The 18,139-nt window shown below is 65.9% G+C and carries 19 protein-coding genes; 8 read left to right on the plus strand and 11 right to left on the minus strand.

Annotated features, from left to right (window positions below; translation table 11 throughout):
- Positions 1-2: 2 nt before the first annotated feature.
- Together AAA989_RS03360 and rpsU are read right to left on the minus strand one after the other, a co-directional pair.
- Positions 3-578: an FKBP-type peptidyl-prolyl cis-trans isomerase gene (locus AAA989_RS03360; protein ID WP_338241145.1), complete on the minus strand. Its 576-nt coding sequence runs from the start codon at positions 576-578 to the stop codon at positions 3-5.
- A gap of 121 nt (positions 579-699) precedes the next feature.
- Positions 700-906, minus strand: a complete 207-nt coding sequence (gene rpsU, locus AAA989_RS03365) for a 30S ribosomal protein S21 (RefSeq protein ID WP_119084150.1) — start codon at positions 904-906, stop codon at positions 700-702.
- 205 nt (positions 907-1,111) lie between these two features.
- Here rpsU and crcB point away from each other — a divergent pair, with 205 nt between their 5' ends.
- From crcB to AAA989_RS03390, 5 genes are read left to right on the plus strand one after another with little or no spacing between them, the layout of a single operon-like run.
- Positions 1,112-1,525, plus strand: coding sequence for a fluoride efflux transporter CrcB (gene crcB / locus AAA989_RS03370; protein WP_338241147.1), 414 nt, complete (start codon positions 1,112-1,114; stop codon positions 1,523-1,525).
- Entirely contained in the window at positions 1,522-2,637 is a 1,116-nt protein-coding gene (locus AAA989_RS03375; RefSeq protein ID WP_338241149.1) for an RluA family pseudouridine synthase, read from the plus strand. Before crcB ends, AAA989_RS03375 begins: the two co-directional genes overlap by 4 nt.
- Complete coding sequence (locus AAA989_RS03380) at positions 2,634-3,290, plus strand: HAD-IA family hydrolase (protein ID WP_338241150.1); 657 nt, start codon at positions 2,634-2,636, stop codon at positions 3,288-3,290. The genes AAA989_RS03375 and AAA989_RS03380 overlap by 4 nt, the downstream gene beginning before the upstream one ends.
- Positions 3,283-3,510 carry a hypothetical protein gene (locus tag AAA989_RS03385; protein WP_338241151.1) on the plus strand — a complete coding sequence of 76 codons (228 nt, stop codon included), beginning with the start codon at positions 3,283-3,285 and terminating at the stop codon, positions 3,508-3,510. Before AAA989_RS03380 ends, AAA989_RS03385 begins: the two co-directional genes overlap by 8 nt.
- Complete coding sequence (locus AAA989_RS03390) at positions 3,486-4,202, plus strand: ATP12 family chaperone protein (RefSeq protein WP_338241152.1); 717 nt, start codon at positions 3,486-3,488, stop codon at positions 4,200-4,202. Before AAA989_RS03385 ends, AAA989_RS03390 begins: the two co-directional genes overlap by 25 nt.
- Here AAA989_RS03390 and AAA989_RS03395 read toward each other — a convergent pair.
- The 4 genes from AAA989_RS03395 to AAA989_RS03410 are packed head-to-tail and all read right to left on the minus strand — an operon-like array spanning position 4,199 to position 7,743.
- On the minus strand, positions 4,199-4,783 hold the full coding sequence (locus AAA989_RS03395; RefSeq protein ID WP_338241153.1) for an ABC-type transport auxiliary lipoprotein family protein: 585 nt from the start codon (positions 4,781-4,783) through the stop codon (positions 4,199-4,201). The two genes, AAA989_RS03390 and AAA989_RS03395, sit on opposite strands and share 4 nt — an antisense overlap.
- 17 nt (positions 4,784-4,800) lie before the next feature.
- Positions 4,801-5,748 carry an MlaD family protein gene (locus AAA989_RS03400; protein ID WP_338241154.1) on the minus strand — a complete coding sequence of 316 codons (948 nt, stop codon included), beginning with the start codon at positions 5,746-5,748 and terminating at the stop codon, positions 4,801-4,803.
- Positions 5,749-5,758: 10 nt separating this feature from the next.
- Entirely contained in the window at positions 5,759-6,637 is an 879-nt protein-coding gene (locus AAA989_RS03405; RefSeq protein ID WP_338241155.1) for an ABC transporter ATP-binding protein, read from the minus strand.
- Positions 6,634-7,743, minus strand: coding sequence for an MlaE family ABC transporter permease (locus AAA989_RS03410; RefSeq protein WP_338241156.1), 1,110 nt, complete (start codon positions 7,741-7,743; stop codon positions 6,634-6,636). The genes AAA989_RS03405 and AAA989_RS03410 overlap by 4 nt, the downstream gene beginning before the upstream one ends.
- Before the next feature lie 86 nt (positions 7,744-7,829).
- Between AAA989_RS03410 and AAA989_RS03415 the strand changes: the two genes are divergently transcribed.
- The 3 genes from AAA989_RS03415 (at position 7,830) to AAA989_RS03425 (ending at position 11,823) form a co-directional block, all read left to right on the plus strand.
- Entirely contained in the window at positions 7,830-10,541 is a 2,712-nt protein-coding gene (locus tag AAA989_RS03415; protein ID WP_338241157.1) for a valine--tRNA ligase, read from the plus strand.
- 5 nt (positions 10,542-10,546) lie between these two features.
- Complete coding sequence (locus AAA989_RS03420) at positions 10,547-10,906, plus strand: VOC family protein (RefSeq protein WP_338241158.1); 360 nt, start codon at positions 10,547-10,549, stop codon at positions 10,904-10,906.
- Between the two features lie 182 nt (positions 10,907-11,088).
- Positions 11,089-11,823 (plus strand): 7-carboxy-7-deazaguanine synthase QueE, encoded by a 735-nt coding sequence (locus AAA989_RS03425; protein WP_338241159.1) that lies wholly within the window; start codon positions 11,089-11,091, stop codon positions 11,821-11,823.
- Here the strand turns inward: AAA989_RS03425 and AAA989_RS03430 are convergent, their stop codons facing one another.
- From AAA989_RS03430 to AAA989_RS03450, 5 genes are all read right to left on the minus strand, one after another.
- Positions 11,824-13,434 (minus strand): ATP-binding protein, encoded by a 1,611-nt coding sequence (locus AAA989_RS03430; protein ID WP_338242174.1) that lies wholly within the window; start codon positions 13,432-13,434, stop codon positions 11,824-11,826. It abuts the gene before it with no gap.
- 244 nt (positions 13,435-13,678) lie between these two features.
- A complete protein-coding gene (locus AAA989_RS03435; protein WP_338241160.1) occupies positions 13,679-14,479 on the minus strand; it encodes a TIGR02186 family protein in 801 nt (266 codons plus the stop codon).
- The gene (locus tag AAA989_RS03440) at positions 14,479-15,408 is read right to left on the minus strand and encodes a sulfite exporter TauE/SafE family protein (protein ID WP_338241161.1); all 930 of its coding nucleotides are present in this window, start codon (positions 15,406-15,408) and stop codon (positions 14,479-14,481) included. Before AAA989_RS03440 ends, AAA989_RS03435 begins: the two co-directional genes overlap by 1 nt.
- Positions 15,409-15,462: 54 nt before the next feature.
- Positions 15,463-16,620, minus strand: a complete 1,158-nt coding sequence (locus AAA989_RS03445; RefSeq protein ID WP_338241162.1) for a hypothetical protein — start codon at positions 16,618-16,620, stop codon at positions 15,463-15,465.
- The gene (locus AAA989_RS03450; protein ID WP_338241164.1) at positions 16,617-18,020 is read right to left on the minus strand and encodes a glycosyl transferase family protein; all 1,404 of its coding nucleotides are present in this window, start codon (positions 18,018-18,020) and stop codon (positions 16,617-16,619) included. The genes AAA989_RS03445 and AAA989_RS03450 overlap by 4 nt, the downstream gene beginning before the upstream one ends.
- Positions 18,021-18,139 lie beyond the last annotated feature (119 nt).

The raw sequence follows: 18,139 nt of genomic DNA on the forward strand, positions 1-18,139 counted from the left end.
TATCAGGGCGCGGGAGGTGCCGCGCCTTCCTCCGGCGCGGAGCCCTGGGCTTCCATCTGCTGCTGCATCATCATCTGCTGGAAAGTTGAGACGCGCTGCTGGAAATCCTCGCGACTCATGACTTCGATCACCTCGATATCAAAATAGAGATCGCTGTTCGGCGGAATGGGGCCGCCTTCGGGCACGTCCTCGCCATAGGCCTGTTCGGACGGGATGAAGATCTCGTACTGCCCGCCTTCCTGCGTTTGCAGCAGGGCATCGCGGAAGCCGGGGATCATGTCGCTCAGCGGCAGGGGCGTGCCTTCGGGGAAAATGCCCTGGATCGGCAGCGGCATGGACTGCGACTGGTCGAAGACGGTGCCGTCTGCCAGCCTGCCGGTGTAGTTGACGAAGACCACGCTTTCCGCAGTCGGGCTTACGCCCTCGCCCGCGCGCACGGTATCCACCGATACGCCCTTGGGCACGGCGGCCCAGGCGATGCCGGCAGCCAGCAGCACGGCGATGATCACGCCCAGCCAAAGCTTGGTGAGAGAACCCTTGGCAATCGGCTGCAACGGTACGCGGGTGACTTCGGCCATGGAAAATTTGATCCCGTAAGAATTGGCGCGCCAAACGAAAAGGGCGCGGAAAAGACTTCCACGCCCCTTTGGCTTAGCTGCGATATGCTTTCAAGCTTGCAAAGCCCGAACGACCGGTGGCTTACCGGGCGCCGTCACGCTCCGCACGCTTGCGCTCCAGCTTGCGGGCGCGGCGTACGGCGGCGGCCTTTTCACGGGCGCGCTTTTCCGACGGCTTTTCATAGTGGCGGCGCAGCTTCATCTCGCGATACACCCCCTCACGCTGCAGCTTCTTCTTGAGCGCACGGAGAGCCTGCTCGACATTGTTATCGCGAACGATGATCTGCATAAACCTAAGCCAACCTTTCAATCAAAACGGCGAGAGCCCGCTGGCAAATGGCGCGGGATTGCACCTTGTAAGCAAAACGAAAATTGCGTCGAATCCCAACGGGGATCGACTTCACCGGGCCGCAGATAGTCGAATCGCCATGAAAAAGCAAGGCAGAGCGGCCTTTTGGGTTCGCAAAGCCTTCCGGCATGTCTAGATACCGCCCATGTCCAACGCAACACCGCAGCTCTATGCATCGCTTTCGGTCGCGCTGGGAGGAGGCATCGGTGCCCTTGCCCGCTACCAGCTGGGCCGGTTCATGACCGGCTGGCTGGGCGCGCCCGCCGTCACCGCCTTTCCTTTCGCGACCCTTGCCGTCAACACCATCGGCAGCCTGCTGATGGGCCTGCTCGCCGGGTGGCTGGTGCGCAGCGCGCCGGAGAACGCGGACCAGCTGCGGCTGCTGCTGGGCGTCGGCCTGCTGGGCGGGTTCACCACCTTCAGCGCCTTCAGCCTGGAACTCGCCTACCTGGTCCAGCGCGGACAGCTGGGCCTTGCGGCGATCTATCTCATGCTGTCGATCGGCCTCGGCGTTTCCGGCTTCGTCTTCGGACTCACCGTCACGCGGCTGTTCACATGAGCCAGTCGTCCGATGAAGTGCGCCAGTTCACCGTCGCCGAGGATGACGACGGCGTAAGGCTGGATCGCTGGTTCAAGCGCCACCTGCCGCAGGTGGGCTTCGGCACTGTCAGCCGCTGGGCGCGCACGGGCCAGCTGCGCGTCGACGGCAAGCGCGCGAAAGTGGACGACCGCCTCGCCACCGGGCAGGTGCTGCGCGTTCCTCCGGGCGGAGAGGACGACCGCCGCACCCAGCGCAAGCGGCGCGAACTTACCCCAGAAGACGAATCGCTCGCCGAGGACATCCTGATCACCCGCACGAAAGCCGCGCTGGTGCTCAACAAGCCGCCGGGCCTTGCCACGCAGGGCGGCACCAAGACCACGCGGCATGTCGACGCCTTGCTGGACGCCTATGCCGGAGAGGACGAGCCGCGCCCGCGCCTGGTGCACCGGCTCGACAAGGATACGTCCGGCATATTGCTAGTCGCGCGCACGCCGGGCAGCGCCGCGTTCTTTTCCAAGCGGTTCTCGGGCCGCAGCGCCAAGAAGATCTACTGGGCGTTGGTCGTGGGCGTGCCCGATATCCACGAAGGCGAGATCGAGGCACCGCTGGCCAAGCAGCCGGGCACCGGCGGCGAGAAGATGCATGTCGACATGGAAAACGGGCAGCCCGCCAAGACGGTCTACCGCGTGGTGGAGCGCGCGGGCAACGCCGCTGCGTGGGTGGAACTGCAGCCGCTGACGGGCCGCACGCACCAGCTTCGCGTGCACATGGCGGCCATGGGGCACCCCATCGTGGGCGACGGCAAGTACGGCGGGCAGGATGCGTTCCTGACCGGCAGCATCAGCCGCAAGATGCACCTTCACGCCCGCCGCCTGATCATCGAGGCGCCCGGCGGCGGCAAGCTGGACGTTTCGGCCGATCTGCCCGAACATTTCGCGCAGAGCATGGAGCAGCTGGGGTTCGACCCCAATCTCAGCGAGGCCGAACCGGTCGCCGCGCCGCCGCCGGAGCGGACCAGGGCGGAGAAGAAGCAGGCCGCGAAGGCGCACGCCAAGCAGTACCGCAAGGCCCGGCGCGGGGAGCGCAAGCGACGCGCGGAACCGGGCGGCAAGAAGCGGGGCAAGAAGTGAGTGTGCGCCTCGCCGTCTTCGATTGCGATGGCACCCTGAGCGACGGGCAGGCGGGCGTCGTCAACGCGATGGACGCCGCCTTCGCCGCGATCGGGGCCCCGCCCCCGCCGCATGCGCAGGTCCGCCGGATCGTGGGGCTCAGCCTGCCGCAGGCCATTCGCAACCTTGCGCCCGACCTTTCCGATGAGAGCCAGCTCGCCGTGGTGCAGGCCTACAAGGACGCGTTCCGCCGCTCCCGGGAGGACGGCAGCTTGCGAGAACCGCTGTTCGAGGGGATGGCGGACCTGCTCCACCGCCTGCACGGAACCGGCTGGATGCTGGGCGTTGCCACCGGCAAGTCCGACCGGGGCCTGGCGTCGACGCTTGCCACGCACGGCCTGACGCCGCTGTTCGCGACGCTGCACACGGCCGACCGCCACCCGTCGAAGCCGCACCCGGCCATGCTGGAAGCCGCGATGGTCGACACGCTGGCCGCGCCCGAAGGGACTTGCATGGTCGGCGACACGGTGTTCGACATGCAGATGGCGGCAGCCGCCGGGGTGCGCGCCATCGGGGTTTCGTGGGGCTATCACGAGCCCGGCGAATTGCTGGATGCGGGCGCGCAGGCCGTTGCCAATGACATGGCGGAGCTGGAGAAGCTGATCGATGGATGACCGGGGCCCGACCGAAGCGCAGTCGCGCCAGCGCTTCATGCTGATCAACTTCATGCGCATCGCCGGCGTGGTGATGATCCTGGCGGGAGTCGCGGTGTTCAACGACGCGCTGCCGCTGCCCGACTGGGCGGGCATCCTGCTGCTGGTGCTCGGCATGGTGGAAACCTTCGTCACGCCCACCCTTCTCGCCCGGATATGGAGTACGAACGAGAAGCGATGAGGCGGTTCTGGAAAGAGGTTTCCGTCGCCCGCGGCGACGATGGCTGGCAGGTCCTGCTGGACGGGCGCCCGGTGAAGACCCAGGGCGGCAATCCGCAGCGGCTACCCAGCGAGGAAAGCGCGCAGCTGGTGGCCGGGGAGTTCGCCGCGCAGGGCGAAACGGTCGATCCGAGGAGCTTCGTCCACCGCGACATCGCCGACTTCGCCATCGACGTGGTGCGAGAGGACCGCAAGGGGCATATCGCCAAGCTGGTCGCTTTCGCGGAAACCGACACGCTGTGCTACCGCGCCGATCCCGACGAGGCGCTCTACCGGCGGCAGCGCGACCTCTGGGAACCGCTGGTGAAAGCCTGCGAGGAACGCCACGGCATCTCGCTGGAGCGGGCCAGCGGAATCGTTCACCGCAAGCAGGCCGACGCCGCCATGACCGCCCTGCGCCAGCGCCTGGACCGCGAAGACGAGTTCACTCTCGCCGCCCTCGTGTCGCTGGCATCGCTGGCGGCTTCGCTGATCGTGGCGCTGGGGGTGCTGGAGGACGGATCGGATCCCGAGGCCCTGTTCGCGGCTGCCAACCTGGAAGAGGACTGGCAGGCCGACCTATGGGGTCATGACCACGAGGCGGCTCTGGCCCGTAAGGCGAAGCTGGAGGCGTTCATGCAGGCAGCCAGGTTCGCCGCCAGCGTGAAAGCCTAGCCAACCCACTCGGCAACCTGGTCGGCCACCGTGTTGGCTGCATCGTTCAGCGCCGATCCCACCGCAGTCGCCTCGGCCGGGATGCCGGACCTGCGCTCCTCGAAACGACGGGTGCGCAAGGTGCCGTCAGGGCCGCGCAGCATCGCATCGTAACGCACCACGGCGCTGCCGCTGAGCGCATCGTAGCCCATCTCGACAAGCTGACCGGAAAGCTGGGTCTGCGCGACGTATTCCAGTTCGCCCGCGCCCACCACCATGCGGTTGCCCTTGGCGCGGATGGTCTCTGCCAGCACGTTGCGGAACAGCTGCGCCGGCTTTTCCACCCAGAACGCATCCTGCAGGTAGGCAAGCGAGCTGTCGCTGGTGACGACGGGCACGCGGTTGACGTTGAGGCGCTGCGACACTGTCGGCACCTGCACGGCGAGTGCGGCCGATGCCTCTCCCTCGGAAGCGGCGCCGACGGGGATCGAGGCGCTGGGCGTCAGCGTCAGGAGTTGCTCGGGCGGTTCGGAGCCGAAGCTGATGCAACCCGACAGCGCGGCAAGCGAAAGGCTGGCGGCGAGGATCTTCATCTTGGTCATGGTCATGCTTCCCGGCCTCAAGGCTCGTAATCCGGCAGTTCGCGTCCGCCCAGCAGCGAGCCGGCGCCTTCGGTTTCCAGCCGCTCGGTCATCCGGCGCAGGTTCTCGCTGGTCTGGCGCAGATCGCGCAAGGTCGCGGTGGCCGCCGGCAGGGTGTCCTCGTTCAGCTGGCGGGTCAGCGGCTCGACATTGGCCAGCGATCCTTCAAGCGAATTGGCAGCCTGGCGCGCAGAAGCCAACGTCTGCCGCAGGTCGGCAGCCAGCGCCGGGCCCTCGCCTTCCAGCAGCTGGTCGGTGGTTTCCAGCGTGTCCTCGAAGGCGGCCAGCGTCTCGGTCGATTGCGCCAGCGTGGCCTGAAGTTGCTGCAGCGTGGCCTGCACCTCGGGCGAACTGGCCGCCAATTCGGCGCTGATCGCGTCGGTATTGCGCAGGATGCCCGCAATGGAATTCTGGTTCTCGTCGTCGAGCACGCGGGTCAGGCGGTCGGTCAGCGTCGCCAGCCGCTCCAGCAGCAAGGGGGCGCTGGCCAGGATCTCGCCCACCGCGCCCTGTGCTGGCGGGATCACCGGCACGCCTTCGGGGCAATCGGTGGTGTCGCAGGTGATCGGCGGCTGGTTGGAGCGTCCGCCCGCAAGGCTGATGTTGGAAACGCCGGTGAAGCTGGCCGAAATGCTGGCCGTGGTGCCGACCAGGATCGGCGTGTCGCTGTCCACCCGGATGCGCACCTTCACGAATTCCGGATCGCGCTCCCAGATGGAGATGTCCGACACCTGCCCGACCGGAACGCCCGAATAGGTGACGACCGACCCCTCGGCCACGCCGCCCACGGACTGTTCGTAGAAGATGTCGTAAAGCTTGTTGTCGCGATCGCCCAGCCGCGCCAGCCAGACGAAGAATACCGCCGCCCCTGCCAGCAGCAGCAACGTGATTGCACCGACCCAGACATGGTTTGCCCGTGTTTCCATCTGCCTAGCCCTATGCCTTCCCGTTGGCGTCGTTGTCCAACGCTTTCCCGCGTTCGTAGGTTGCCGTGGCCGCCCGCGCGCGCGGCCCGTTGAAATATTCCTGGATCCACGGATGATCGTTTTCGAGCAGTTCCGGGATCGTGCCCACGGCGATCACCTTCTTGTCCGCCAGCACCGCCACGCGGTCGCAGATGGCGTATAGCGTATCGAGGTCGTGAGTGATCAGGAACACCGTCAGCCCCAGCGTATCGGTGAGCTCGCGCGTCAGTTCGTCGAACTTGGCCCCGCCGATGGGATCGAGGCCCGCCGTCGGCTCGTCGAGGAACAGCAGTTCCGGATCGAGCGCCAGCGCGCGGGCGAGGCCGGCACGCTTCTTCATGCCGCCCGACAGTTCCGAGGGGTACTTGCTCGCCGCCTCCTCGGGCAGGCCGGTCAGCACCACCTTGTAGCGCGAGATCTCGTCGAGCAGGTCCTGCTTAAGCTCCGGATAGAACTGCTTGAGGGGCACCTGCACGTTCTCCGCCACCGTCAGGGTGGAAAACAGCGCGCCGCCCTGGAACAGCACGCCCCAGCGGTTGCGCACGCCGATCTCCTCATCGGGATCGGCCTGGGTGATGTTGCGACCGAACACCTCGATCTCGCCTTCGCGCGGCGGCTGCAGGCCGATGATGGAGCGCATCAGCACGCTCTTGCCGGTGCCCGACCCGCCGACGACGCCCAGGATCTCCCCGCGCTTCACGTCGAGGTCGAGCTCTTCGTGCACGACGAAATCGCCGAAGGCGTTGGTCAGCCCGTGGATGCGGATCGGGTACTCGCCCGCGAAACGATCCTGCGGGTTGCCGAGGCCGCTTTCCTCCTCGTGGGTCTCGATGTCGGTCTGCTCGCTCATGCCCAGCCGATCTCCGTGAAGAACACCGCGAAGAAGGCATCGAGCACGATGACCATGAAGATGGCCTGCACCACGGCCTGGGTGGTGCGCAGGCCCACTTCCTCAGCGTTCCCTTTCACCTGCATGCCCTGGTAGCAGCCCGCCATGGCCACGATCAGGCCGAACACCGGCGCTTTCACCATGCCGACCCAGAAATCGTAGGTGGGCACCACTTCCTGCACGCGGGCAAGGAAGGTCCAGAACGGGATCCCCAGCATCACGTCGCCGATCACCGCGCCGCCCACGATGGCGACGCACGAGGCATAGAAGCCGAGCAGCGGCATCATCAGGACGGCTGCCAGGAGGCGCGGGATCACCAGCGCTTCCATCGGCGAGACGCCGATCGTGCGCATGGCGTCGATTTCCTCGGTCAGCTTCATCGTGCCCAGCTGCGCCGCGAAGGCGCTGCCGGATCGGCCCGCCACCATGATGGCAGTCATCAGCACGCCCAGTTCGCGCAGGGTGATGCGGCCCACCAGGTTCACGGTCAGCGTCTCGGCCCCGAACTGCTGCAACTGCACCGCGCCCTGCTGGGCGATGACGATGCCGATGAGAAAGCTCATCAGGCCGATGATCGGCAGCGAGGTAACGCCAACCAGTTCCATCTGCCGCACCAGCGCCTTCATGCGGAAACGGCGCGGGTGGATCAGCAGCGTCAACGCGCTCATCAGCACCGCGCCCAGGAACGCGATGGATGAGCGCACGCCGCCGAAGAATTCGATCACCTTGATTCCGACTCGTTCGGAAATGTCGCCCAGCGACCGTTCGCGCGGCGGGGCGATGGCCGCATCGCTGGAGGCCCCCTCCACCGCGTCCAGCAGCACCTCGGCCTGTTCGCTGGCACCGATGATGTCGGCCCCGGTGCGCTCGGCAAAGCGATGGATGATCCAGGCTCCGACGGTGTCGATGGGCCTGGCATCGGAAATGTCGATCGCCTGCACCGAATCGGCGTATTCGCGCAGTTCGGGGTCCAGCTTGCCGATGCTGGACACCACCAGCGGACCGGTGATGACGACCGTCTGGCGGCCGCCCGCTTCCTCCACGCTGTATTGGGCCCATTCGCGCATCGTGCGCTGCTATGGGCACAAATCCTGCTCGCAGCAAGGTCTTCGCGTGTTGCCCTTGGGGTAAACCGGTGGCAGTGGCTCCTGCCATGAGCAGCGAACCAACCGGCACCCTCGCCAAGACCTTCGATCCCGCCGCCATAGAGGCGAAATGGTATTCTCACTGGGAAGGAACCGGCGCGTTCCGGCCGGATCGCCCGGATGCGGAGCCGTTCACCATCGTCAATCCGCCGCCCAATGTGACGGGCTCGCTGCACATCGGCCACGCGCTCGACAACACGCTGCAGGACATCGTCATCCGCTACGAACGCCTGCGCGGCAAGGATGCGCTGTGGGTGGTGGGCACGGACCACGCGGGCATTGCCACGCAGATGGTGGTGGAGCGCCAGCTGGAGGAACGGCAGGACAAGCGCACCAACTATTCGCGCGAGGAATTCGTGCAGAAGGTGTGGGACTGGAAAGAGGAAAGCGGCGGCACGATCACCCGCCAGCTGCGCCGCCTGGGCTGCTCCATGGACTGGAGCCGCGAGCAGTTCACCATGGACGAGCACTTCACCAAGGCGGTGCTCAAGGTGTTCGTGGACCTCTACAACGACGGCCTGATCTACCGCGACAAGCGGCTGGTGAACTGGGACCCGAAACTGCGCACCGCGATCTCCGATCTCGAGGTCGAGACGCACGACGTGCAGGGCCATTTCTGGACCTTCATCTATCCGCTTGCCGACGGCAGCGGCGAAATCCGCGTTTCCACCACGCGGCCCGAGACGATGCTGGCCGACATGGCCGTGGCCGTTCATCCGGAGGACGAGCGCTATGCCGGCCTGGTGGCGCGCGGTGCCAAGGTAAAGCTGCCGATCACGGGCCGCGAGATTCCCGTGGTGGCGGACGAGCATGCCGATCCCGAACTGGGCAGCGGCGCTGTGAAGATCACGCCGGGGCACGACTTCAACGACTTCGACGTGGGCAAGCGCGCGGGAATCGCGCCCGCCGACATGCTCAACATGCTCGATGCCGATGCCAGGGTCTGCCAGACCGCCGACGGGCTGATTCCGCAAGAACTGGTGGGCCTCGACAGGTTCGAGGCGCGCAAGCGCGTGGTCGAGATGCTGAAGGACAGCGGCCACCTCGTCACCCACATCACGAAAACCAAGAAGGGCGAGGAGCAGGAACTCGACGCCGAACCGCGCACCATCGCCACCCCCTTCGGCGACCGCGGCGGCGTGGTGATCGAACCCTGGCTGACCGACCAGTGGTATGTCGACGCCGAGAAGCTCGCCAAGCGCCCCATCGAGGCGGTGAAATCGGGCGAGATCGAAATCGTCCCCGCGACCTGGGAAAAGACCTTCTTCAACTGGATGGAGAACATCCAGCCGTGGTGCGTCAGCCGCCAGCTGTGGTGGGGACATCGGATCCCGGCGTGGTACGATGCGGACGGCAATGTGTTCGTCGCCGAAACCGAGGAAGAGGCACAGGCCAGGGCCGGTGAAGGCGTCGCCCTCACCCGCGACGAAGACGTGCTCGATACCTGGTTCTCATCAGCCCTCTGGCCTTTCGCCACGCTCGGCTGGCCCGATGCCGAGGAGCGCGTTGAGAAGCACTACCCCAACTCCCTGCTCATCAGCGGCTTCGACATCCTGTTCTTCTGGGACGCCCGCATGATGATGATGGGCTACTACAACATGGACGAGCGGCCGTGGGAGAAGCTCTACCTGCACGGGCTGGTGCGCGCGGCGGACGGCTCCAAGATGAGCAAGTCCAAGGGCAACGTGGTCGATCCGCTCGGCCTGATCGACCAGTACGGTGCCGACGCGCTGCGCTTCTTCATGGCGGCTATGGAAAGCCAGGGCCGCGACATCAAGATGGATGAAAAGCGGGTCGAGGGCTATCGCAACTTCGCCACCAAGCTGTGGAACGCCACGCGCTTCTGCCAGTCCAACGGCATCGGCGCATCTTCGACGATTGCCGCGCCGTCAGCGCGCCTTGCCGCCAACCAGTGGATCATCGGCGAAGTTCAGCAGACGGTGGAGGCGCTGGACAAGGCGATGGCCGATCTGCGCTTCGATGCGGCGGCCAGCACCATCTATCACTTCACCTGGGACCGGTTCTGCGACTGGTATCTCGAACTGATCAAGCCCGTCTTCCAGGGCGATCCGGATTCGATGCCCGCGAAGGAAACGCGCGAGGTGGCCGGCTGGGCGCTAGACCAGATCATGGTGATGCTGCACCCCTTCATGCCCTTCGTGACCGAGGAGCTCTGGCACGCGCAAGGAACCCGCAAGTACGACCTGATCCATGCCAGGTGGCCCGATCCGCGAGCCGAAGTCAGCAAGGATGCCACCGACGCCATCGACTGGGTGATCGCGCTCACCACCGCCACGCGAGGAGCGCGCAACGAGCTGGGCATCTCGCCGGGCGAGAAGCTGGCGGCCTATATCGAGAACCCCTCCCCGCTGGCGCAGGGCGTGATCGACCGCAGCAGCGCCGCCATAGAGCGGCTTGCCCGCCTTGCTCCCATCACCGTGGGCCAGGCCCCGGCGGGCGCGGCCATGCAGGTCGGCACCGGCAGCGACGTGTTCGTCGTGCCGCTGGAAGGCGTGATCGATATCGACGCCGAACGCGCGCGGCTGGAGAAGGCGCTGGCCGCCTCGCAGAAGGAAGCGAAGTCGCTGGAAGGGCGGCTGGGCAATGCCAATTTCGTCGAACGCGCCAAGCCCGAAGCGGTGGAAAAGGCGAAGGCCGATCTTACGTTCCACCTGGATGAAATCGGCAGGCTGGAAGCAGCCCTGCAACGGCTGGGATAACGGCGATGAAACTGGACCACATGGTCGTGATGGTGCGCTCTCTCGAAACGAGCCTGCCCTGGTACGAGACCATGCTCGGCCTGATCGGATTCACCAAGTCGCGTGACCACGTGTGGCTGAACGAGGATGGCGTCGCCATCGACCTGAAGCAGGCCAAGGCCGAAACCGCCGACTATGGCCGCTATGCGCCGGGGCTGAATCACCTGGGCTTCACTGCGCCCGACCGCGCTGCCCTTGACGGCGTGCGCGAAGGCATGGCCGCAGCGGGGTTCGAGGTGCCCGAGATTCAGCAGTTCAAGGGCGAAACCGCCACCTTCTTCCGCGACCCTGAAGGGATGCGCGTGGAAGTGACGGTCTACGACTGATCATTTCCTCCGCGCGGCAGACTGTGTCATGTCTGCAGGATGCGCAGTGCGATCAGCCAGCCTTATCTCACCGACAGGGTGTCAATTCCGCCTTTCGCGGATAAATAGCTGAACGAAAACAGAAATATGTCGCTTTCCACCATCCTAACGATCCCAACTTCGTCAAGTCCGGACGGTCCGGCATGGCGCTGATCCTCGCCACGCAGGCTCCCGGAGAGCCGGAGATCTTCTCCTCGGTACAGGGCGAAGGCCCTTCTGCCGGAATGCCGGTGGCCTTCCTGCGCCTGTCGCGGTGCAACCTCGCCTGCGTGTGGTGCGACACCGCCTACACCTGGCATTTCGAGGGCGACGAGCGGCCGCACCGCTCGGGCGAGCACTTCGTCCGCGAGGCGAACCAGGTGAAGCTGGACGAGGAAGATGTTGCCGGGCGTATCGCCGCCCTTGGCCAGAAACGCCTCGTCATCACCGGCGGCGAACCGCTGATGCAGGCGGGCAGGCTGGCCGACATGCTGGAACACCTTCCCGACATGCTGGTGGAGATCGAGACCAACGGCACGGTCGATCCTCCCGCCCGGCTGGATTACCGCGTCGACCAGTACAACGTCAGCCCCAAGCTGGCGCACAGTGGCAACCCGGCCCACCTGGCGCTGAAGCCCGAGATGCTCGACCGATGGGCGACGGACGAGCGGGCCGTGTTCAAGTTCGTGCTCGCCGCGCCGGAGGACATCGGCGAAGTGCTGGACCTGGTGACGACGCACATGATCCCGCCCGCCCGCGTGTTCCTGATGCCCGAAGGCACCGACAGCCAAACCCTGCGCGCACGGATGGAATGGCTCGTGCCGCTATGCCTGCAGCACGGCTTCCGCCTGTCCGACCGCCTGCATATCCACCTGTTCGGCGATAAGCGGGGGACTTGATCAGGTCCCCTGCGCGCGCCAGCGCTGGACGGTGCGGTGCACGGCGTCTTCCTCGCCGCCGCCATCGTTCCACAGCTCGACGAAGCTCGGGTCTTCCGAAGCGGGACGCTTGGCTTCCTCGAGGTTGTCGAAAGCCACGCGGATCGGGATCGACACGCCCTCGCCGCAGATGATGCATTCGCGGTTACGCAGCGCGGGAATGGAATCGAGAAAGCCGCGCGCGCCTTCGGGCATGGCGGCCTTCACGAAGGCCTGGTCGCGGTCGTTGTTGAGACGCATGGAGATGATCGTGCCGCACTGCGACAGCACGCCTTCGGCAAGGTCGGACGGACGCTGCGTGATCAGGCCCAGCGAGATGCCGTACTTACGGCCTTCCTTGGCGATGCGGCTGAGCACGCGGCCCACCGAGTTGCCATCGGCATTCTTCTCGTTGGGAACGTAACGGTGCGCTTCCTCGCAGACGAGCAGGATCGGATTGGTCTTCTCGTTGCGGCCCCAGATGGCGAAGTCGAAGACGAGGCGGCTGAGCACCGCCACCACCGTGCTGGTGATGTCGGACGGCACGCCGGAGACGTCGACGATGGAAATCGGCTTTCCGCCACCGGGCATGCGGAAGATCTTGGCCAGGAACTCGCCCATGGTGTCGCCCACCAGCATGCCGGAGAACATGAACTGGTAGCGCGGATCGGCCTTCAGTTCCTCGATCTTGGTCTTGATGCGCATGTAGGGCGCGGTGTTGGTGGCCTTGTCCAGCTTGCCCATCTCGTCCTGCACCAGGTTGGTCAGGTCGGACAGCAGGTAGGGAATGGGCGAATCGACGGTGATCTTGCCCATCGACTGCGCCAGGCGGTTCTTGCTGCGCGCGGCCAGCAAGCACTTGGCCAGGATGTCCTTATCGTTCTGCAGGTCGTTGCCGGACGACTTCAGCAGCACCTCGCAGTGCTCCTCGAAGTTCATCAGCCAGTACGGCATCTGCAGGTTGGAGACGTCGAAGATCATCCCGTAGTTCTTGAACGCGGCGGAATATTCGCCGTGCGGGTCGATCATCAGAACGTGGCCCTGGGGCGCCGCCTCGCAGATGCGGTGCAGGATCAGCGCGGCGCTGGTGGATTTACCCGTACCGGTGGACCCCAGCAGGGCGAAGTGCTTGCCCAGCATGGCATCGATGTACATGCCCGCGCGAATATCGCTGGTGGGGTACACGGTGCCGATCTGGATCGAGCTGCGACCGTCGCTGGCGTAGATCTGGCGAAGGTCTTCCGTCGTGGCGGGATAGACCAGCGCGCCGGGAATGGGATAGCGCGTTACACCGCGGCGGAAGCTGTGGATCTTGCCGGTCAGCTTCTCTTCCTTGCCTTCGCCCATGAAGTCGATGTTGGCGACCACGGAATTGGCCTGCCCGCGGCGATCCTGCTTCTGGTTGCGGACCGAGGCGAGCAGCCAGCCGTCGCGGGTGCGGATCTTGATCTGGCTGCCGACCTGCCCGGCCAGCGCGATCGAGGGATCGGGGTGGTCCATGCATTCGTTGAGTCGTTCGAGATCGAGAGCGATCTGCGAACCCGAACCGGCGATGTCGAGCACTACGCCGATCGGCTGACGCGCGCTTTCCATCGCGTCGTCATCGAGGGGGGCGGTAGCCTCTTCCTGGGGCGGCGCGGCCGGCTGCGCGGACGGCGAAATCTGTTCGTCCTGCTTCAAACCGGCGTCGCTTGCCGGAACGGAATTGAATGGTGACATATGCCCGGGCATTTCGGTCATGATTTCAGGTTCTCGCAGCCAAGTGGTTATGCAGGCTGCGATACCCCTCGCGGGGTTAAAATCGCATAAATCACGACGATTCGTGGTGCCTGAATCGTCAGACCAGCGCGAAGATGCGCCCCGCCGCCCAGCCCATGGCGACCGACAGTCCCACGGCGAACAGGCCGTAGAAGAAGGCGTATTCGTTCGCCGCCTCCTCCACCCCCAGTTCGAAGCCCTCCTTGAACACCTGCACTTCCGACGTGGCGGAGGAGATGACACGGCCGTCGGTGATGGCGAAGGTCTCGGCCACGTAGCGACCGGCTACGACGTTGGAGGGAATGGGAATGTCGGCACTGTAGAGCACGCCCTGGGAAATCTGCACGCCTTCGTCGTACTGCGCATAGAGGCCCTGTCGCTGCCGCAGGTCGACCAGCCCTTCGGAAAAGCGGAGCTGTTCGACAGGGTCGATGGAGCCTGACGGCGAGAGCTGGAGATAGTCCAGTCCCAGTTCGTAGATCGCCGCCGTGCGCTCATCCACGATCTCGAGAACCGGGCGCGAGCTGGCAATGGCGTAGAACGATGGCACCGAGCGGTATGCGGTCGTCTCGGAGTTCACCCAGATGCCGAAAATCCGCTCCTTCTCGCGCACCTGGATGGGCTCTGTCGGACCTTTCAGCACGACCACCACGTCGTAGCGCGTATTGCTGTTGGCCGGGTCGAGGACGGCGCCGTAGAGCAGGAGGTTCGCCCCGGTGAAACCCTGGCGGAGGACGATCTCGTGCTGCGAGATGTCGGGCACCAGGATCGGGTCCTCGCTCTGTGCCCGGGCCGGCGCGGCGAGCGCGAGCGCAGCGAATGACGCAAGCAGCGAAAGTGCCAGCGCCCGGCGAAGCGAGGAGAAGAGGTTTCGGACCATCACAGCGGCACCACCGTATACACCTCGTCCGGCCGAACGCCGAGGCCGAACGCCATGCGCAGCGCGATGGCGAGCACGATCATCGCCAGGACGAGGCGCAGATGCTCCGGCTTCGCGAAACTGGCGATCCGCGTGCCAAGCTGGGCGCCGGTTACCGAACCGATCAGCAGCAGGCCCGCCAGCACGATGTCCACGGCGCGGGTGGTGAAGGCGTGCACCATCGTAACCAGCATGGTGATGAAAAGGATGTTGAACAGGCTGGTGCCCACCACGACACGCGCGCTCATGCCGAGGATATAGAGCATGGCGGGCACCATGAAGAAGCCGCCGCCCACGCCCATCAGCATGGTGAGGATGCCCACCACCACGCCAAGGATCAGCGGACCCAGCGGCGAGATGTAGAGACCGGATTTGTAGAAGCGCCAGCGATAGGGAAGGCTGGCGATCATCGGGTGGTGACGGCGCTTGGCCGCGCGCCGGGCGCTCTTGCCGCTGCCCGAAGGACTGGCCCGGCTGCGCAGCGCATCCAGGCTCTCGCGCGCCATCAGGCCGCCGATGGTGCCCAGCATCACGACGTAGAGCACATTGATGACGACATCGATCTGTCCTGCGGAACGCAGCAGGTTGAAGATCAGCGCGCCCAGCAGTGCACCGACCATGCCGCCCGCCACGGTCACCCCGCCCATCTGGTAGTCGACGCCCTCGTTCCGGCTGTGCGCGAACACGCCGGAGACGCTGGCTCCCGTCACCTGGGTGGCTGCCGAGGCGGCGGCCACGGTTGGCGGGATGCCGTAGAAGATCAGGAGAGGCGTCGTCAGGAAACCGCCGCCGACGCCGAATACGCCGGACAGGATGCCCGTCGCCACGCCAAGCGCGATGATGACGAGACCGTCAACCGCAAGATTGGCTATGGGGAGATAGACATCCATTGGCTGCGCCTAGTGCAAAGGCGCGGTTGATTGAAGATGAATGCGCGCAGCCGCCTAAAATCCTGCCGAGAGTGTGAGCGCAGGGCCACTAGATGGCTCCGCATCGCCGGCTACGCGAAAGCGATAGTCTGCCGATATCCGGCCATGGGCCTGGCCGACGCGGAAGCTGAGACCGGCCGTGGGGCCCACGTCCAGCCGCTCGGCATCCTCCTGCGCGCCGCCCCACGCCCCGCCGCCCACGGTTAGGCGGAAATTCTCGGTCGCCGCGAGTTCGCGGGTAACGCGCGCCTGCCCGTCGACGAAGGGCGTGGCGAAGTCGCCGGTGACATAGCCGCCCTGCAGATAGGCCTCTCCCCGCAGTCCGGCCGGAAGGTCCACCGGCGGCAGTTCGGTGACGGCGTAGGTCGCCGCCCGAACTTCCGTGCCGCGATCGGTCTCGCTCACCCGCGCTTCGGCCGCCAGGCGCACCGGGACGGATCGCATCGGCCGCGCCGATACTCCTGCGGCGACCTCGTTCTCTCGCGCACCTTCCAGGGCGCGTGTCGCACGCAGATGCAGCTGGGGAGCGTGTCCGCCCTGCGTATCGAGCCGGTATCGCAGCACCGCGCCCACCTGGCTGCGACCGTAGCTGGGTCGTCCCGACGTCAGCGGGCTCGTCGTATCCTCGCGCCACAGCGCCCACAGGTCCATGGACCAGCGATCGCCAGGCGAATTCGTGAATTCGCGGGCGGCGGCGGGCGCATGGACGACACCGGGCGCGATCGGCCCTGCCCCGCTGCGATAGGAACCGCGCGGCCGATCCTGGGCGCCGTCGCGATAAGCGGCGGCGAGCAGCATCGAGTGAGCGATGATCCGGTCGGCCCCCATGAACCCGGAACGGTGCGCGCCGCCGCGTGGAGCGGTGTCGCGAAGCTGCTGATCCAACCTGTCGAATGACGGACGATCAAGCGGTTCGCGGGCCGGCGGACGCAATATGTCGTTCGACCATGCGCCCGGCATCTCGTCCCTGCCCGGGGAGGGAGCAGGATCGGCACTTCCGGAACGCATTGCCGGAACGGGGCTGGCCTGCGTTGAGGCGAGGCCCTGTCCGGAAGCGGCGGTCGTCGGGAAAGGCGTCTCCCACAGTGCCACGCGCATCAGCACCCAAGCGCCCAGCACCATGCCGAGCGATAGCAGCGGCCAGCCGCGCCTTCCGGTCTGACCTGTCTTCATCGAGCCGGCTCCAGCGCGGCGGTGCGGGCCGGGTGGGCATCGTGGGCGGTCTTCTCCCACAGCAATGCTTCCCCGCGAAGGGTGCGCCCATAGGCGAACAGCGCCCTGTAGCCCGCCATGATCGAGATCACGTTGGCCAGCGGAATGCGTGCCACGGCGCGCAGGCCCTCGACCCAGCCGTATTCGACGCGGGTGAAAGTGAAGCGCATGAAGGCGCGCCACGCGAAGCTGGCGATGTTGAAGGCGAGAAGCGCCAGCAGCAGTCCGCTGGGCTGCCAGGGAACGCCGATGCCGACGAGGTTGAGCAGGGCCAGAACCAGCGCGAGAACCATCAGCGTATAGCCGGAAAACAGGACGAGTGCCGAAAGCGGCCCGCGACGATCGCGAAGGCGCATCCACCATTCGCCCGCACCGCCGGTCCAGCCAAGCCTGTCCCAGCCCTGCAGGGCGATGCCGTGCATCCACCTGGCTTTCTGGCGCACGGCCCTGCCCAGCCTGTCGGGGAAATAGGCGCGGGTGGCGACCAGCTGGCCATCGTCTCCTCGGACACGCAGGAAGCGCGAGCGGCCACCCAGCGCGGCGACCTTGATGCCGAGCTCGTAGTCCTCGGTCAGCGAATCCTCGTCGAACGGCGTGTCGTTGCCGGACCGGCGGGCGATTTCCGAAAGCATCCCGCGCTCGAACGCGCAGCCGACACCGGCAGCCGGAAGACTGACGCCAAGCGCGTTGCGCACGACCATCGACTTGCCGTGGGCCTCGGCGAATTCCTCGCAATAGTGGCTGCCCACCCACCGCGCCTCGGGCCGCGGCATCGGCAGCACGGGCAGTTGCACGAAATGCGCGGAACCGATCGCGCGGTCGAGCAGGGCAAGCGCCGCGGCATCGACCATGTCTTCCGCATCGTGGAGCATGACCATGCGCGTCTCGCACCCCTCGCGCAGCTCGTCCTGCTGCAAGGCCTTGAACAGGCGGTTGAGGCAGTCGGCCTTGGTGGACGGACCGTCGCGGTCGTGCACGACGATCCGCACGCGGGCATCGCCCTGCGCCCCGCGAATGGCAGCTTCCAGCGTGGCGGCATCGTTGCGGTAGACCCCTACGTACATCCGCAGGTCCTTCTGCGGCCATACGGCAAGCGCGTGCGCCAGCGTGTCGGCGATGACCTTCGCCTCCTGCCATGCGGGCACGAGCACGGCGGCGCGTCCCGACAGGCGGCGGTGGTGGATGTCGCTTCGCGCGAGAACCGGGGTTTCGGCCCGTCCGGTCAGGCGCAGCCAGAACCAGGCGAAGTCCATCGACAGTTCGTCGATCGCGCCAAGCAGGAAGAAGAATCCCGCGAACAACAGCAATTCATGTTCGACCAGCGCCAGGATTTCCAGCGCGGTCGCGGCAGTCAGGTCCATCCCCATGCCCCTGGATAAGTATTTGTCCTGACGGTTAAAGCCTGTGGCTGAAAAGGCAACTGGCCGCCTGCAGCCGGGTTGCGAACTTTTTGCGGGCTTGCATCGGGCGGCGAATTTGG

Source organism: Aurantiacibacter hainanensis (assembly GCF_036321025.1).
GTDB classification, from domain to species: Bacteria; Pseudomonadota; Alphaproteobacteria; order Sphingomonadales; family Sphingomonadaceae; genus Alteraurantiacibacter; species Alteraurantiacibacter hainanensis.

Coding starts and splice junctions, on each gene's coding strand:
- crcB (WP_338241147.1), top strand. CDS start 1,112: ATGTCCAACGCAACACCGCAGCTCTATGCATCGCTTTCGGTCGCGCTG.
- AAA989_RS03445 (WP_338241162.1), bottom strand. CDS start 16,620: ATGAAGACAGGTCAGACCGGAAGGCGCGGCTGGCCGCTGCTATCGCTC.
- AAA989_RS03410 (WP_338241156.1), bottom strand. CDS start 7,743: ATGCGCGAATGGGCCCAATACAGCGTGGAGGAAGCGGGCGGCCGCCAG.
- AAA989_RS03400 (WP_338241154.1), bottom strand. CDS start 5,748: ATGGAAACACGGGCAAACCATGTCTGGGTCGGTGCAATCACGTTGCTG.
- AAA989_RS03395 (WP_338241153.1), bottom strand. CDS start 4,783: ATGACCAAGATGAAGATCCTCGCCGCCAGCCTTTCGCTTGCCGCGCTG.
- AAA989_RS03440 (WP_338241161.1), bottom strand. CDS start 15,408: ATGGATGTCTATCTCCCCATAGCCAATCTTGCGGTTGACGGTCTCGTC.
- AAA989_RS03425 (WP_338241159.1), top strand. CDS start 11,089: ATGGCGCTGATCCTCGCCACGCAGGCTCCCGGAGAGCCGGAGATCTTC.
- AAA989_RS03405 (WP_338241155.1), bottom strand. CDS start 6,637: ATGAGCGAGCAGACCGACATCGAGACCCACGAGGAGGAAAGCGGCCTC.
- rpsU (WP_119084150.1), bottom strand. CDS start 906: ATGCAGATCATCGTTCGCGATAACAATGTCGAGCAGGCTCTCCGTGCG.
- AAA989_RS03450 (WP_338241164.1), bottom strand. CDS start 18,020: ATGGACCTGACTGCCGCGACCGCGCTGGAAATCCTGGCGCTGGTCGAA.
- AAA989_RS03430 (WP_338242174.1), bottom strand. CDS start 13,434: ATGGAAAGCGCGCGTCAGCCGATCGGCGTAGTGCTCGACATCGCCGGT.
- AAA989_RS03385 (WP_338241151.1), top strand. CDS start 3,283: ATGGATGACCGGGGCCCGACCGAAGCGCAGTCGCGCCAGCGCTTCATG.
- AAA989_RS03435 (WP_338241160.1), bottom strand. CDS start 14,479: ATGGTCCGAAACCTCTTCTCCTCGCTTCGCCGGGCGCTGGCACTTTCG.
- AAA989_RS03375 (WP_338241149.1), top strand. CDS start 1,522: ATGAGCCAGTCGTCCGATGAAGTGCGCCAGTTCACCGTCGCCGAGGAT.
- AAA989_RS03415 (WP_338241157.1), top strand. CDS start 7,830: ATGAGCAGCGAACCAACCGGCACCCTCGCCAAGACCTTCGATCCCGCC.
- AAA989_RS03390 (WP_338241152.1), top strand. CDS start 3,486: ATGGAGTACGAACGAGAAGCGATGAGGCGGTTCTGGAAAGAGGTTTCC.
- AAA989_RS03360 (WP_338241145.1), bottom strand. CDS start 578: ATGGCCGAAGTCACCCGCGTACCGTTGCAGCCGATTGCCAAGGGTTCT.
- AAA989_RS03420 (WP_338241158.1), top strand. CDS start 10,547: ATGAAACTGGACCACATGGTCGTGATGGTGCGCTCTCTCGAAACGAGC.